The organism is Planktothrix sp. FACHB-1365, assembly GCF_014697575.1.
Taxonomy (GTDB): Bacteria; Cyanobacteriota; Cyanobacteriia; order Cyanobacteriales; family Microcoleaceae; genus Planktothrix.
This window is the reverse complement of record NZ_JACJSC010000001.1, coordinates 38,514-53,993: the sequence shown is the minus strand read 5'-3', so window position 1 is coordinate 53,993 and position 15,480 is coordinate 38,514. Positions and strand designations below refer to the sequence as shown.

Annotated in this window: 12 protein-coding genes; 6 read left to right on the top strand and 6 right to left on the bottom strand. The window is 41.1% G+C overall.

From position 1 onward, the window contains the following. Positions 1-14: 14 nt before the first annotated feature. The 3 genes from H6G57_RS00250 to H6G57_RS00240 all read right to left on the bottom strand — a co-directional run bounded on the left by H6G57_RS00250 (position 15) and on the right by H6G57_RS00240 (position 5,180). Positions 15-1,256, bottom strand: a complete 1,242-nt coding sequence (locus tag H6G57_RS00250; protein WP_190515077.1) for an anaerobic sulfatase maturase — start codon at positions 1,254-1,256, stop codon at positions 15-17. Positions 1,257-1,357: 101 nt separating this feature from the next. Then, entirely contained in the window at positions 1,358-3,727 is a 2,370-nt protein-coding gene (locus tag H6G57_RS00245) for an arylsulfatase (RefSeq protein ID WP_190515075.1), read from the bottom strand. 124 nt (positions 3,728-3,851) lie between these two features. Then, the gene (locus H6G57_RS00240; RefSeq protein ID WP_190515073.1) at positions 3,852-5,180 is read right to left on the bottom strand and encodes a DUF1254 domain-containing protein; all 1,329 of its coding nucleotides are present in this window, start codon (positions 5,178-5,180) and stop codon (positions 3,852-3,854) included. A 227-nt stretch (positions 5,181-5,407) separates the two neighbouring features. Between H6G57_RS00240 and H6G57_RS00235 the strand changes: the two genes are divergently transcribed. The 5 genes from H6G57_RS00235 (at position 5,408) to H6G57_RS00215 (ending at position 10,102) form a co-directional block, all read left to right on the top strand. After that, a complete protein-coding gene (locus H6G57_RS00235) occupies positions 5,408-5,848 on the top strand; it encodes a YidH family protein (RefSeq protein WP_242048834.1) in 441 nt (146 codons plus the stop codon). A gap of 39 nt (positions 5,849-5,887) precedes the next feature. After that, on the top strand, positions 5,888-7,378 hold the full coding sequence (locus H6G57_RS00230; protein WP_190515071.1) for an outer membrane protein: 1,491 nt from the start codon (positions 5,888-5,890) through the stop codon (positions 7,376-7,378). 92 nt (positions 7,379-7,470) lie between these two features. Continuing rightward, entirely contained in the window at positions 7,471-7,977 is a 507-nt protein-coding gene (locus H6G57_RS00225) for a cupin domain-containing protein (protein WP_190515069.1), read from the top strand. 42 nt (positions 7,978-8,019) lie between these two features. After that, entirely contained in the window at positions 8,020-8,715 is a 696-nt protein-coding gene (locus H6G57_RS00220; RefSeq protein WP_190515068.1) for a MarC family protein, read from the top strand. Positions 8,716-9,025: 310 nt separating this feature from the next. Beyond that, positions 9,026-10,102: a DMT family transporter gene (locus tag H6G57_RS00215; RefSeq protein ID WP_190515066.1), complete on the top strand. Its 1,077-nt coding sequence runs from the start codon at positions 9,026-9,028 to the stop codon at positions 10,100-10,102. 171 nt (positions 10,103-10,273) lie between these two features. Here H6G57_RS00215 and argS read toward each other — a convergent pair whose 3' ends face one another. From argS to ychF, 3 genes are all read right to left on the bottom strand, one after another. Beyond that, the gene (argS, locus tag H6G57_RS00210; RefSeq protein WP_190515064.1) at positions 10,274-12,031 is read right to left on the bottom strand and encodes an arginine--tRNA ligase; all 1,758 of its coding nucleotides are present in this window, start codon (positions 12,029-12,031) and stop codon (positions 10,274-10,276) included. A 539-nt stretch (positions 12,032-12,570) separates the two neighbouring features. Next, a complete protein-coding gene (locus H6G57_RS00205) occupies positions 12,571-12,939 on the bottom strand; it encodes a phage holin family protein (RefSeq protein ID WP_190515062.1) in 369 nt (122 codons plus the stop codon). Between the two features lie 151 nt (positions 12,940-13,090). Then, on the bottom strand, positions 13,091-14,182 hold the full coding sequence (gene ychF / locus H6G57_RS00200; protein ID WP_190515060.1) for a redox-regulated ATPase YchF: 1,092 nt from the start codon (positions 14,180-14,182) through the stop codon (positions 13,091-13,093). Between the two features lie 225 nt (positions 14,183-14,407). Here ychF and H6G57_RS00195 point away from each other — a divergent pair, with 225 nt between their 5' ends. Beyond that, the gene (locus tag H6G57_RS00195) at positions 14,408-15,457 is read left to right on the top strand and encodes a DNA cytosine methyltransferase (RefSeq protein WP_190515059.1); all 1,050 of its coding nucleotides are present in this window, start codon (positions 14,408-14,410) and stop codon (positions 15,455-15,457) included. Positions 15,458-15,480: the final 23 nt, after the last annotated feature.

Below are 15,480 nucleotides of genomic sequence, written 5' to 3'. Positions count from 1 at the left end.
CACCTAATTCTTACCTAATTCTTACCAAATCCAACGGGTTTTTGTTGCCGTTTTTGTGCCAACAGTTGCATTACTTCATCCGCATAACGACCTTGACGCAATAATTCTGCCATCATCGTCATCGGTTGATTAATATGAGTAAAAAAGGCTTTATATCCCGCACATAAATAATTTAAACCTGCTTCTCCATCCGGGGTTTCAATAAAGCGGTTTTTCGGACAACCTCCATTGCAAGCAAAACGCACCTCACAGTTACGGCAATAGTTCGGCAAAGAATCAAATTTAGCCTGACCAAATTGATATTGTTTTTCAGAAGCAATTAATTCGATCATGTGGGTTTCCTGAATATTACCCAGTTTATAGTCCGGTTCCACAAAGTGATCACAGGAATACAGATCCCCATTATGCTCCAACGCTAACGCCGTTCCACAGGTTTTAGAAAAAATACAAACCCCTGGTTGCACACCCACCCAATTTGCCAAAGCCGCGTCAAAATGTTGAATAAAAATTTTACCCACATCTCGTCGCACCCACTCATCAAAAATAGCGATCAGAAATTGTCCAAACTGTTCGGGTTTAACTGATCGTTCTGTTACTTGATGACCCGATTGAATTAACGTTGAACCATCTGCATTGACCCGTTCAATAATCGGAATAAACTGGATAAATTCAACCCCTAAATCATCTCGAAAAAAGCGATAAACTTCTAACGGATGATTACCATTAACCGCATTAACAGTACAGAGAATATTAACATCAACCTGATGCTTTTTTAAGATTTTCCAACCCTGCATTACCTGTTCAAAACTCCCCCGTCCCCGCTTATCTACCCGATAGACATCATGGAACGGTTGGGGGCCATCAATACTGAGTCCAATTAAGAAATTGTGCTGTTTAAAAAATCGTCCCCACTGATCATCGAGTGTTGTACCATTGGTTTGCAGAGTATGAATAATCTGCTGTCCGGGTTTCTTATATTTTTCTACTAATTCTAGCGATCGCTCAAAAAACTCTAACCCCATTAATGTTGGTTCTCCCCCCTGCCAAGCCACCGTCACTTCTGGGGTTTGATGGGATTCTAACAACTGCTGAATATAGTTCTCCAATACCTCATCGGTCATGCGAAACTTGCTACCCGGATACAGTTGCTCTTTAGCTAAGAAAAAGCAATACTGACAATCCAAATTACAAATTGCCCCAGTAGGTTTTGCCAGCAAATGAAATGCCAAAGGCGCGTTCTTCAGTCGGGTTCCCATAGTCAGAATAATGCAGGAAGGAAAATTGATAACTGATAACTGATAACTGATAACTGATAACTGATAACTGATAACTGATAACTGATAACTGATAACTGTCTCTACTGTCGTGCCATCGCCACTCTCAAACGTTCTTCAGGAGAGATGAAGTGATTGTGGTCATCCTTGCCCACATCCAGTTGCACCCAGTGAATTTTGCCTGTGAATTTGCTGCTATGGGTGGTGTAATCAGGACTGACAGGAGTACCGGATTCATAACCGATGTCGGTGGTTTCATCTGCTGAGAAAATTATGGCTTGGGTTGCCTCGACGCGCCCGGTACCCACAGGCTGACCATCATAATATAAGGTAACGTTGCCGCCCTTGCCTAAACCACCGCCATCGTAAGCAAACTCCATCCTTACCTGGTGTTTCCCTTCAGGAATAGGGGCTGTGGCTTCGGTGGGAAATTCGTGGATACCCAGGACGTTGTAGGTAAACTTGAGTTTACCCTCCTTGGCGTACACACTCCAGCCCCCGAACTTGCCACCCTGAGCAATAATCACTCCATTGGCGAGTTTGTCTTTCATTTCGATCTCGGCGGTGATGGAAAACGACTTATTTTTAATATTGATCACGCTGTTTTCTGACAAACGACCCATACCCGCAAAGAAGATTTGGGAGTCACCCTTAACTAAGGAGGGTCGTCCCGCCGTCACCGGATCAATCCGTTCAGTCTGCCGATCATCCAGGGGCAAGACATTGTACTTGACCGCCTCAATTAAAAACTGACGCTGCAATTCCAACAATTTCTGGGGCATCTCCTGAGAGAGATCATGGGCTTGTGTCCAGTCTTTACTGCCGTCATACAGTTCCCAGATGTCTTCGTCAAAAGGTACCATCTTTTGTCCTACCATAACCCAGGGGGTGCGGTGTTTTGTAATCGCACTCCAACCTTTGTAGTAGATGCCTCGGTTGCCAAACATCTCGAAATACTGCACATCATGGCGTTCAGGAGCATTGGCATCGTTGAAACTGTAAACCATGCTCGTCCCTTCATAGGGGCTTTGCAGCACCCCGTTAACCATTGTGGGTTCAGGAATGCCAGCCATCTCCAATACCGTTGGAGCTATATCAATCACATGACTGAACTGGTTACGGATGCCACCCTTCTCCTGAATGGCTTTGGGATAGTGAATGATTGTACCGTTGCGAGTGCCACCCCAGTGAGAGGCGACCTGCTTCGTCCACTGATAGGGGGTATCCATTGCCCAAGCCCAGCCCACGGCAAAATGGTTGTAGGAGTCGGGGGAGCCGAAGTCATCTAGTTTTGATAGCATGAATTCAGGGGTTTCCAGGGCGGCCATGCCATTGAAGTTCGCCATTTCGTTGAACGCCCCGTGAATGGTTCCCTCAGCAGAAGCCCCATTATCGCCAACAATCACATAGACGAGGGTATCGTCGAGAATTTCTAAATCCTCTAAAGTTTGGATCAGCCGTCCGACGTGATAGTCGGTGTGTTCCAAAAACGCGGCATACACCTCCATTTCCCGTTCCAACACGGGTTTGAGTTGGGAGTCCATCTCATCCCAGGCGGGAATCTCGGCATGACGGGGTGTTAACTCCGCATCGGGGGAAATCACCCCCAGTTCTTTTTGTTTGGCAAAGGTAATTTCTCGTTGTTGATCCCAGCCGTGAGCAAATTTGCCTTTATACTTCTCGATCCATTCCTTGGGAACATGGTGGGGAGCATGGGTCGCACCGGGAGCAAAGTACATAAAGAAGGGCTTATCAGGCATCAGGGCTTTCTGCTGACTCACCCAGGCGATCGCTTTATCTGCCAGGTCTTCGGTCAGGTGATAGCCTTCTTCCGGCGTTGCAGGAGGTTCAATGGGAATAGTACCTTCATATAAAGCCGGGTCCCATTGATTGTTTTCGCCCCCAATGAAGCCGTAAAAATACTCGAACCCACCCCCACCCGTCGGCCAAGCGTCAAAGGGCCCCATCGGCGAGGTTTGCCAGACCGGGACTTCGTGACACTTACCAAACATTGAGGTTGAGTAACCATTCAATTTCAGGGTCAAGGCTAGGGGGGCTTTAGTGTTAGGACGCACGGAGCATTGACCAGGGGCTGCTGTAGCGGTTTCGGTAATGTTGCCCATGCCTACGGAGTGATGGTTACGTCCGGTGAGTAATGCTTGTCGGGTGGGAGCACAAAGGGCGGTGGTGTGAAAACGGCTGTATTTGAGTCCTTGGGAGGCTAATTTCTCGAAGGTGGGGGTATTGCAGGGGCCACCAAAGGCACTAGAAGCCCCAAAACCCACATCATCCAGCAGCACAATTAACACATTGGGCGCCCCTGCTGGTGGACGGAGATCGCGCATGGGGGGATAGTGCGTATCGGGATCTTTGGCATCGTAGGTGGTCAGTCCGATGGGCGTCTGATCAGGTATCGGGAGAATTTGGCGTTGAATAAAATTACTGGCTGTCATAATGATCTGGCTTTCCTAAAATTTTTTAGATATATCTCACGAGTCTGTTAGCCTTAAAGTTAACTTAGATAAGAATCAGGAATTAGTAAACTTGACATTTCTTTATCAAGAAAAAAAGACAGTATTAGACTCGCTGCATGGGTGGCTGTTGCCATCTCCCTTCAAGGGCTTCAGGCTGAGGCCAATACAAACGCATCACGCAAAAGAATGACCCTTTGGGGGCGGGTAGCCAGTTCGCTTCTTGATCTGCACCCGGTGACTCGTTTTGGATATAAAAGGTGATGCCGCCTTGTGAATCGCGCTTAAATTGAGGCATCATCCGAGAATTAAGGAGATAGCGGTTGAGTGGGTTCGCAACCAGTAGGCTCGACGGGAGTTCATACAGAGTTAGTGACCAGAAGGCATTGACGGGTGGCAATTGTCCGGGTGCAAGGTAGAGGGTATAACGGTTAGCTCCATCGAGCAGTTGCCCGTCACTATCGACCGAATAGATCGGATACATTGCTTCCTGCTTAGAATTCCCATAGATACCGACGATAGCCGCAGCCATCCGGTAGAGGTAGTTATTCTTCAGATATTCCCGTGTGCCGAACACATCACCAGAGGTGACTTCCTTGGCATCGATGCGTTGCTTCAAGTTCGCGAATTCTGCCCAAGCATCAGCAATTCCTTGCTCTATTGCTGTCTTCAGATCGGGGGATAGGGAATCTGCGTCAAAAGCCATCCCCGCACCAACATTCATCTTGGCAAACCGCACCCTGAGTTCTGCTTCGGAGGGATGGGTAGGACAAAACTGTAACACAAAGTTCAGGATCTTGAAAAAATCGAGGGATGTCCGTTGCTCGTTCGGAGTCAGGGGTTTAATAAAATCAATAGTCGGTGCAGTTTCCGGTGCAGATTGTCCCAGGAAGACTGAAAGCGGCTGTACCTGATATCCCGCCTGAATGTGTTTGACTTGATCGAGGTCGTCAGGGTTGAAAAGCTGTGTGCGATATGCGGCGAGTGCTAACTCGGTTTCCGACCGGATCACTTTCTTAATGTTATTGGGGATCTCACCTTGCCAGTTTGGTGCAGCGATGAGGAAACTGCCCCCTTCGTTACCCGTAGTGCGACTTCCGATATAGTCAAAATTAAAGGTGTAAAGATCGATGAGTTGGATGCTAAAGTAGCGTTCCTGTTCGATCTGGGGTACGGTGAGTACCATCGGTTCTGTACGCAAATCCAAACCCAGCATTGAGTAAGGCGTGTCTGAGTTAGGTGTCTGGACTGCCTTATCCTCCGGTGTAAAGACACGAGCAATATTGCGAATGTGGTTCCAGGGTGCTTTGTATTCGGGATTTTGTTGATCCACGAAGTAGGCGTATTGGATGCGGTAGCTGTCTACCATTGGGAAGCCGTAGATATAAGCTTCTTTGGCAATCGCACGAACTTCAGACGGATTGTTAGTTTGCATACCGGTTGATCTTGAAATTGTTGATATTCTCTGCTCTGAAGAGACGGAGAATTTTAAGAGTTTCAAATTCAGATTCTTCAAGGCGAACTCAAAATGCTGCTATAAGCTTTACTGAGATTTAATTCCCGATTCTAGCTCTGGTTCAATTTTATCTTTTAGGGATAATATCTAACCATTGTCATTATTAAGAGCAGCCCAATTATTCCACCTAACCTAACACCTCACCTATGATGAATCAACCCCCCAACAACTCAGAAACCCATAAACAGGTTTCTACTAATGATTTAGCCGAAGATCGTACCGAACTTGCTAAATACCGCAGTCGCGCCGCCGCTGATCGCACTTTAATGGCTTGGATACGCACTTCCCTATCCTTAATTGGTTTTGGTTTTGGTATTCCTACTATTGTCAGAACTATTGAACAAACCCGCCTCACTCCTAAACTTGATCCGGTGCGATTTTCTGTTATTGTGGGACTAGCTTTTATTAGTACAGGAATGCTAGGAATGGCTTTAGGACTGAGGGAACATCGTCGGTTACTTCAACAAATAGAAAGCGATCGCTATACTTATGAAACTTCTCACAGTACAGAAATTATCGGGGTTGCTTTACTGGTGATTGGGTTCATCAGTTTTATTGGGGTAATCGTTAAATCTCTCATGTTTTAATTTTGTTTTCAAGAACTTTAAACCAGTACAAACAACCAGATGAAATCAGTTTTAACGTCTTGTTTTAGTTTATTAACTTTTCTAGTTGTAACTCCCGCTTGGGCGAGTTCCGTTAATCAGGATTCTGAACAAAACCTCTCCTCTGTTTTTTCAGAAGATCAGCATCAGTTTTTGATTCATTCTGATTTGCATTTTTCCGGTGATCCCTCTTCCGTTCAGTTTAATCCAGTTTCGGTTGAGAAAATTGCGATCGCTGCTTCTTCACCTTCACAACAATCCACCACACATAATGCGGAAGATTTTAAACTTTCTAATTTGAATTCAACCTTTTTAAATTCTAGCAGAAATGCAGCCGATTTGCAACCGTATCAACTGAGAAAAGATGATGAAATTTTATCAAATTCAAGTGGGTCTAATTTAGAAAAAAATACAATCAGCCAAAATCCGATTAATTTTGATCAGGTTGTTAATGAAGTTTTGACCGAAGAGTCCCAGAGTTCTACACCTAACACTGAACAACCTCAGTCCAGTAACGGATGGAGATTTGAAGTTGAACCGATGCTATTTGTTCCGTTTAATATTGACGGTTATGCTATTGTTGGAGAAGGTGCGAGTGTTAATCGAGTCGTTTTAGTAGACTTAATTACAACTGAAATTACCAATCGCATCTTAAATCAATTACCCCAAGATTTAATTGAAAAAGCGGTTGATCGAGTGTTAGAACGATTACCTTTTGATCGCAGCAATACTCGATTAGAAGATCGCATTGCTCAAGAGGTAAGAGAACGTTTACAACAACGGGGACAAAACCTAACAGAACGTTTAGAAACTCAAATTCGGGAAGGAGTACAAACCATAGTAGATCGAGTTCCTCCGGGTCAAGTTCCCGTTAAAGTTGATTTTAATATTGGGTTAGGAAAAATTCTGGAGTTCGATAAAATTTTAGAGTTAGGAGCTCGTTTAGAAGCGTGGAATGGGGATATCGGATTAATCTTTCAGGGAGTCTATACTGAATTGGGTTTAACAGAAAATGGTTCGCAAATTGATATTGATTTTAATACAAAATTATTAACAGCAGAAACATTGCTGGCATGGCATTTGGGAACCCTCCCCTTAAGAACTGTTAAAGATACTTCAAAACCTAATCCTGTCTATCCTTCTCTTGATTTTGAAGTTTATGGTGGAGTTCGTTTTGGCTATCTCAATACTGATTTTGGTTTTGATCCCGGCCCAGATATTAACTATCGACCTGATTGGTTTGATCCGTCTTTTGGGGCACAAATTAAACTCAATTTAGCCGATAATTTAGCGATTACAACACGGGGAGGAACTGCCCTTACAGGCGGAAGTGATGCTCTTACCAATTGGGATTTACTCATCGGTTTAAATTGGCAAGTTTCCCGTGATTTAACTTTATCCGCAGGCTATCGTTTATATCAATTAAAAGTTGAACAAGAAGGAGACTATGGAACCTCTACTGTTAAAATGACTTCACAAGGAATGCGTTTAGGATTAGGTTGGTCTTTCTAGTTTTGAGACAAATTCACGAACTGTTAAACGCAGTGTATATGACCCTCCTAAATCTGATGTAAGATCTTTCTATTCCTGGTTTTGTTTAATTTATGATAACTGTAGAACAATTAATTGAAAAATATCAACTGATTCCTCATCCTGAAGGGGGATATTTTCGAGAAACCTATCGTTCAGAGGGGGTAATTCCTGATAGTGCTTTACCGGATAATTTTACAGGCGATCGCAATTATTGTACAGGAATTTATTTTTTATTACCTCAAGGAACAAAATCCTGTTTACATCGAATTCAATCCGATGAAATGTGGCATTTTTATTTAGGGGGTTCAATGACCTTGGTGTTAATGCACGAAGACTATGGCGTACAAAATATTATTCTGGGTTCTGATATTCAAGCGGGAGAAACCGTGCAGTTTATTGTTCCGGCGGGATGGTGGTTTGGCGGCTATCCTAACTCAGAAAGTGCCTATAGTTTTGTCGGGTGTACCGTTGCGCCAGGGTTTGATTTTGCCGATTTTGAATTAGCGAGTCGGACTGACCTAATTTCCCAGTTTCCAGAATCTTCTGAACTGATTTTAAAATTAACTCCTGATGCTTAATTAAAGGTACAATACATCCTTTATGGTCTATTAATTTAACAGATGGTAGAAGATTTATTAACCTTTGTTTTAGGCAGTTTTGCGTCCTTGTTTCCCATTGTCGATCCTTTGGGTGCTGTGCCGATATTTTTAATTTTAGCGGCGGGCTATTCTCCAGAATTACAACAAAAATGTGCGATTAAAACTTCCTTGAGCTTTGTAGGGGTTTTAGTCTTTTTTTTATTAGTCGGGGATAGTATTTTAGAGTTCTTTGGTTTAGCAATGTCTGGGGTAAAAGTAGCGGGAGGAATTGTGATTTTTGAAACGGGGTGGGAAGCTTTAAAAGCAGAACCCAAATTAACACCCACCGAAGAAGAAGCCTTAAGTTGTCAAATTGAAGAACATAAAGATATATCGTTTATTCCCTTAACTATTCCTTTATTAGCAGGGCCAGGAGCGATCGCCGTAACATTAGGATTAGCTGCCCAAGCAGGCGAAACTTTATCCTCAGAAACTATATTACATTTAGGTGCGATTATTGTTGCAATTGTCCTAATTGGAATCTTAGTTTATGGTTGTTTGATTTTGTCCCATCGTTTACTTAATCTTTTAGGAGAAAATGGAATTATTGCCTTTACCCGTCTTCTGGGTTTATTTATTTTAGCCCTGGGTGTACAATTAATCTTAAGTGGGTTAGAACACTGGATTGAAGGTTTATTTTCAACCTATTTATCCGATTTCGTTTTGTTGCCTCGATAGAGAAATTCTCAAAACAGGTTGATCCTTGATTCCTTCTGTCCTAACGCTCAACACCGTACACCGGATTTAAAGAATAATCCTAAAGTTGGGTCTTCACAAAAATCTAACTTCGAGAGATTCTATTCGTTCTAAAATATTCTAAGAAGCAAATACCAATGCAGAGGGGTATTTTTTTCCGTAAAGGAGGTAACATTATTGCCAGAAATCTTAACGGATCTGGATAAATCTTAAGGGTGAATTTTTCTTCCTGTCACCTCCTCCCCAGGACTAATCCTTCATTCACAGAAACTAACACTTTATAACAACTCTAATGACCCTTTCCGAACCGAAATTACAACATATCCAGGGTATTATCCTGCTAATCGCCGTTACTTTGCTTTGGGGAACTACATTTCCCCTGGTAAAAGATACCATTCATAATATTTCCCCTGGTGTATTAATTGCCATCCGATCTGCTTTAGCTGCGATCGCTTTTTCCCTGCATTTACGAACATTAAATCTAAAGTTAATTCGAGATGGGATTCTATTAGGAATTCTACTCTTTGCCTCCTTAGCCATTCAAGCGATCGCATTAGAAACACTCTCTGCAAATCGTGCCGCTTTTATTGCCAGTTTAAACGTCATTTTAGTTCCCTTATTAGGGCAATTATTGGGTCAAAAAGTACGACGGGGATTATTTTTAGCCGCCGGACTCGCCTTAGTTGGGGTGGGGGTGATGTCCTGGGAAGGCGGAATGCTGACGGCGGGAGACTTCTGGATGTTATTGGATGTTCTGCTTTATACCAGCTATATTTTGCTGTTAGAAGCCGTCACCTGCACCCATTCGTCCCAACCTTTAACCGCAATTCAGCTTGTGGTGATGACGGTTTTAGCGACTGTCTGGACGTTACCGGATTTGATGGGACAATGGCAGGGCATTCAGGGTCATTACCTGCCTTTATTTTACCTGGCGGTGGTGACGGCCGTTACGACTTGGTTGCCTGCGATCGCTCAACATTGGGTTTCTGCCTCAGAAACGGCTGTAATTTATACCTTTGAACCTGTTTTTGCATCCGTATTTTCCTTCTGGTTATTGGGTGAAACCTTAGGACTGCGGGGTTGGTTAGGCGGTGCGATGATTTTAGGGGCAATGTTCATCAGTCAACACCACACGAATCCTACTGGATTTGAGGGTGAAACAATGATGGAAGAAAACATTTTAATTCCTACAATTGAACCTGTTGTTTTGAGTGATGAAATGTGTATCGATTTTTCTTGGCATCACCCCGAAGTCGGGATAGAAACAATCCCTGTATTTGTCACTTCAAGGCTTCATCCAGAGTTGTTAGAACAGGAAATTGAAGTGTTAGAAGAACGAGGCAGCCTTAACTATAGCAATTCTCAATGAATTGTACACTCATAATCAAAGATTATTAACCCTAAAAAATGGATACAAATTCGGTGTGTAGGGGCGAGGCGCGCCTCGCCCCTAAGATTATTCGGATTTCCAGCTATTTGTAAAACTGATTTAGACTTGCTATAAAATAATATTCTGCTTCCTGTGGTTTCTTCCTTGATTTTACATTCGTTCTACCACCGGAATACCTAAGAGGAATAACCCTAATTTTAAGGTTCGTGCCGTTAAATCACATAACGCTAAACGAGAAGTTCGTTGAGGTTCTTCCGCTTTCACGACAGAACATTGCTCATAAAATTGATTGAATTTCTGGCTTAATTCAAACAAATATTGACATAAACGGTTAGGAAATAAATCGTGAGCCACTTCTTCTAATACATCTTGTAATTGTAATAGATGTTTAGCTAATACACATTCTACCTCTGCTTCCAAAACTATCTTAATATCCGTTCCCAACTGTTGCCAATCAATATTCCCTTTCCGACTAATGCCTTGAATTCTCACATAAGCATAAAGCAAATAGGGGGCTGTATTTCCTTGCAAAGATAACATTTTATCAAAGCTAAAAATATAATCACTGGTGCGATTTTGGCTTAAATCTGCATATTTAACCGCACTCAAACCCACCACTTTCGCAACCTGATCAATAAATGCTTCTGTTTCCGTGCGTTCTTCGGCTTTTAACCGGGTTTCTAAATCAGTTTTAGCATAATTTACTGCCTCATCTAATAACTCTCTTAAACGCACCGTTTCCCCTGAACGGGTTTTTAATTTTTTGCCATCTTCCCCCTTCACAACGCCAAAAGGAACGTGAACTAATTCGACGTTTTCCGGTATCCAACCTGCCCGTTTTGCGACTTGCCAAACCTGCATAAAATGGTTGGATTGTCCTGCATCTGTAACATAAATAATTCGGGTAGCTTTTTCGGTTTCAATGCGATGTCTTAAGGCGGCTAAATCCGTTGTCGCATAATTATAACCGCCATCGGTTTTTTGTACAATTAAGGGTAAAGGTTCCCCCTCTTTATTGGTAAATCCTTCTAAAAAGACACATTTTGCCCCTTGGTCTTCCACTAATAATCCAATTTTGTCTAATTCTTCAATAATAGCAGGTAAAAAAGGATTATAAAAGGATTCTCCTCTTTCCGTTAATTGAATATCCAAATCATCATAAATTAACTGAAATTCTCGCCGAGATTGTTCACACAATAATTGCCAAGCTCGACGGCTATCTTCTACCCCAGCTTGTAATTTTACCACTTCCTGACGGGCTGTTTCTTTAAAGGTTTCATCTTGATCAAATCTAACTTTTGCTTGACGATAAAATTCAACTAAATCCCCTAAATCTAACGCATTTGCAGTGGTTAAAGCATCGGGATAAACTTCTTTTAAATAGGTAATTAACATTCCAAATTGAGTGCCCCAGTCCCCAACATGGTTCAGACGTAAAACATCATGTCCTTGAAATTCTAAGATTCTAGCAATACAATCTCCAATAATGGTAGAACGTAAATGTCCAACGTGCATTTCTTTAGCAATATTCGGACTGGAAAAATCAAGAATCATTCGTTGGGGGGGGTTAGCTTGAGGAATATTTAACCGTTCATCCCCTAACATTTTTTGCAGTTGGGTTTTTAAATAATCCGTTTTTAAGCGTAAATTAATAAAACCAGGGCCAGCAATTTCGAGAGTTTCGCAGATTTCATCTAAGCTTAAATGGTCTATAATTTGAGTTGCGATCGCTCTGGGATTACTTTTTAAAGGTTTGGTTAAAGACATCGCCACATTACATTGATAATCTCCAAATTTGGGATTTGTGGCTTCAACTACCATCGGGTCAGTTGTGGCGAAATCTTCTCCAAATGCGGCGACTAAGGCTTGACTAAATTTAGATTTGAGTTGTTCGACGGTAGATGTCATGATTAGCACTTCAAGTTTAACGGTTCATTTAAGGATGTTCTTCTGAGTCTATTGTACCTTAAATTGAGTTAATAGTTTCGACAAACTAGAGTGTTAGGCATCCATCAGCCTTAATTGATTGAAATTAAAATTTCTAAAAAAGCTATAATATCATCAAGTTCAATTTACAAAGTACAGGTATGCAGCTTGAAATTATTGAGCAACAATTAACGAATACCTGGGTAGTAATATGAAATCCTGAAATTGATATACAGATAATCGTCTAAATCCCCTGTAGAGACTAAGCATGGCTAGTAGAGACGCGCCATGGCGCGTCTCTACAGGGGACAGATGCGTAGCAAACATTTAAAGATTTCATATAACGACTTGGAAACAATTTCTACAACTAGGAGAGAAAATATCTAATGGGTTACTCAATCAATTTCAATCCTAGTTGAACTTTCCAAAATTTAATCAACAATTTAACTCGATAAATAGAGGTCGATTAAGGTGCATTCCTGGGGATATATTCGTTGTGCTCTGGTTAGATTCAATGAAAATTATCTAATACCGACTTGTGCTAAAACTTGAAACAGAACAGAATTAATAAAACTCAAAGCTAAAGCACCAATTACAGCACTCCAAATTCCCCACCGTAAGCTAAATCCTTCCACCAGTTTAGCCGCTAAGGCAAACATCACAACATTGAGAATAAATGTAACGAAAGATCCGGCAAAAATCAACGTTGCTGGGAGGAAAATTAAAGCTAAAAGAGGACGGACTAAAGCATTAACCAGTCCAAAAACCGCCGAAGAAATTAAGGCTTTTTTGAAATCATCAATTTCAACGCCTGTAAATTGACTCAGTTGAGCAATCAGATATAAACTGACGGCTGTGACTAACCAAAGCAATAATAAACTTACGATCATTTCAGGAACTCCCATAAGGTATAAAGTTTGATTTTACACGCTCAACTCTAAAGGATCACACTTTGAAAATAAAACGATAAAATCTTTAGTTTTTCTTAATAAAATGGGAGACGACCTTCCCCCCATCTCTGACAGAGAGAAGGTTCAAACATTAAACATTAAATCGGAATAACATCACATCTCCTTCTTGAACAATATATTCTTTCCCTTCACTGCGAACTAATCCTTTTTCCTTCGCCGCCGTCATCGAACCTGTGGCTACTAAATCTTTATAAGCGACGGTTTCCGCCCGAATAAATCCCCGTTCAAAATCAGAGTGAATGACTCCGGCGGCTTGGGGTGCGGACATTCCGGCTTTAATTGTCCAGGCGCGGGTTTCTTTTGGGCCAGTTGTTAAATAAGTGCGTAATCCTAATAATTCATAAGTGGCTCTAATTAAGGATTTTAACCCCCCTTCTTCTACCCCTAAAGATGCTAAAAAGTCCGCTCGTTCTTCTTCGGATAAATCCACTAATTCCGCTTCTACTTGCGCTGAAATAATCACCACTTGAGCATTATCTAATTTTGCGACTTCTCGGACTTTTTCTACTTGTTCATTCCCGGTCGCTAAATCATCTTCTGACACATTTGTTGCATAAATTACAGGTTTTTGTGTGACTAAGCCTAACCCTTTAACCGCTTCTATTTCTTCTTCCGTTAATGTTGCTTGACGGGCGGGTTTTCCTTCATTTAATAATACTGCAATTTTTTCTAACGCAGTTACTTCGAGTTGGGCTTCTTTGCTGGTTCTTGCTTGTTTTCGCGCACGGTCAATGCGACGTTCAACTTGAGATAAATCTGATAAGGCTAATTCTAAATTAATAATCTCAATATCGCGCAAAGGATCAACAGAACCCGCTACATGAATAATATCATCATTTTCAAAGCATCGCACAACATGAACAATCGCATCCACTTCTCGAATATGGGATAAAAATTGATTTCCTAACCCTTCTCCTTGACTCGCTCCTTTAACTAATCCCGCAATATCAACAAATTCCATTCGAGTCGGAACAACTGCTTGAGAATTGACGATTTTTGCTAACACATTCAACCGTTCATCGGGAACTGCGACAACGCCAACATTCGGTTCAATAGTACAAAAGGGAAAGTTAGCCGCAGTCGCCTTCGCATTAGCAACTAAAGCGTTAAATAATGTCGATTTACCAACGTTGGGAAGTCCAACAATTCCGGCTCTTAGCATGGGTTCGATGGTTGAGTTAAACGTTCAATAGACTATCAATTTATGATTATAAACTGTTTGGTGACAAATTTAACAAATTTATATTTTTGTACAATTGATGCTGTATTAAGATCAATAGAAATACTCTAATTTCCCGTAACGGCGAGGTTCTCTCACCCTAACGATAAATTAGGAATCCAAACAGTTGTACAATTGATTGATACTGACTCTATATAATTTTATAACATGGATAATTCTCTTAAAATAGCAGATTTATTTTCAGGAATTGGGGGATTTAGACTAGCTTTTGAAAAAGCAGGTTATCAATGTGTATATTCTTGCGAAAAAGATCCCGCCTGTCAATCGGTTTATTTTAATAATTTTGGAGAACAGCCCGAAAACGATATTACTAAAATTGATTATCACAATATTCCTCAGTTTGATGTCTTAACGGCTGGTTTTCCCTGTCAACCCTTTAGTATTTGTGGAAAACGCCAAGGCTTTCAAGATACCAGAGGAACCCTATTTTTTCATATTTGTGAAATTATAGAAACCCATCATCCCAGGGTTGTTGTCTTGGAAAATGTCAAGCATTTGTTACATCATGATCACGGGAAAACTATTAAGACTATTTTATATTCTTTAGAAGATTTAGGCTATTTTGTAGATTATCAATTATTGAATGCTAAAGACTTTGGACTTCCTCAAAATCGAGAACGATTGATTATTATTGCTTGCAAAGATAAAAAATTTTCTTTTTCAAAACTGCAAAAAGTTTATCCTGTTCCTAAATTAAGATATTTTTTAGATAAAATGGGAAACTTCGACTATTTAAACCCAGAAGATTATACCTTAATTGAAGGTTATAAACAGCAGTCATCTGGTTTAATTTTTGTAGGATATCGAAATAAAAATATTTGGAAAAAAGGAATTAGACCGAATACTGAACATTTATCGAGGGTACATCACCAACCGAATCGAATTTACTCTATTGATGGAGTCCATCCGACTATTCCATCCCAGGAAACATCGGGACGTTTCTTTATTTATATTCCCGAAGAAAATCGAGTTCGTAAGTTAACTATCCAAGAATGTTATAGAATTATGGGGTTTCCTGATACCTTTAAATTGCATCCCAATTTAGGAGAATGTTATAAACAAATTGGGAATTCTGTCTGTATTCCTCTATTTCAAGAACTTGCAATTCAGATTAAAGAACAAATTTTTAGTTCTTTTGAAGAACAATCTGTATTAGAATGGAAAACCGAACAACTATTCAATAATTATAAAGTGTAAGCAATGCACAAAAACCTATTAAT

Bases quoted from the DNA above. Each gene is read 5' to 3' on its own strand.
- H6G57_RS00235 (WP_242048834.1), top strand. From the start codon at position 5,408: ATGATGAATCAACCCCCCAACAACTCAGAAACCCATAAACAGGTTTCT.
- H6G57_RS00205 (WP_190515062.1), bottom strand. From the start codon at position 12,939: ATGATCGTAAGTTTATTATTGCTTTGGTTAGTCACAGCCGTCAGTTTA.
- argS (WP_190515064.1), bottom strand. From the start codon at position 12,031: ATGACATCTACCGTCGAACAACTCAAATCTAAATTTAGTCAAGCCTTA.
- H6G57_RS00250 (WP_190515077.1), bottom strand. From the start codon at position 1,256: ATGGGAACCCGACTGAAGAACGCGCCTTTGGCATTTCATTTGCTGGCA.
- ychF (WP_190515060.1), bottom strand. From the start codon at position 14,182: ATGCTAAGAGCCGGAATTGTTGGACTTCCCAACGTTGGTAAATCGACA.
- H6G57_RS00240 (WP_190515073.1), bottom strand. From the start codon at position 5,180: ATGCAAACTAACAATCCGTCTGAAGTTCGTGCGATTGCCAAAGAAGCT.
- H6G57_RS00230 (WP_190515071.1), top strand. From the start codon at position 5,888: ATGAAATCAGTTTTAACGTCTTGTTTTAGTTTATTAACTTTTCTAGTT.
- H6G57_RS00225 (WP_190515069.1), top strand. From the start codon at position 7,471: ATGATAACTGTAGAACAATTAATTGAAAAATATCAACTGATTCCTCAT.
- H6G57_RS00215 (WP_190515066.1), top strand. From the start codon at position 9,026: ATGACCCTTTCCGAACCGAAATTACAACATATCCAGGGTATTATCCTG.
- H6G57_RS00220 (WP_190515068.1), top strand. From the start codon at position 8,020: ATGGTAGAAGATTTATTAACCTTTGTTTTAGGCAGTTTTGCGTCCTTG.
- H6G57_RS00245 (WP_190515075.1), bottom strand. From the start codon at position 3,727: ATGACAGCCAGTAATTTTATTCAACGCCAAATTCTCCCGATACCTGAT.
- H6G57_RS00195 (WP_190515059.1), top strand. From the start codon at position 14,408: ATGGATAATTCTCTTAAAATAGCAGATTTATTTTCAGGAATTGGGGGA.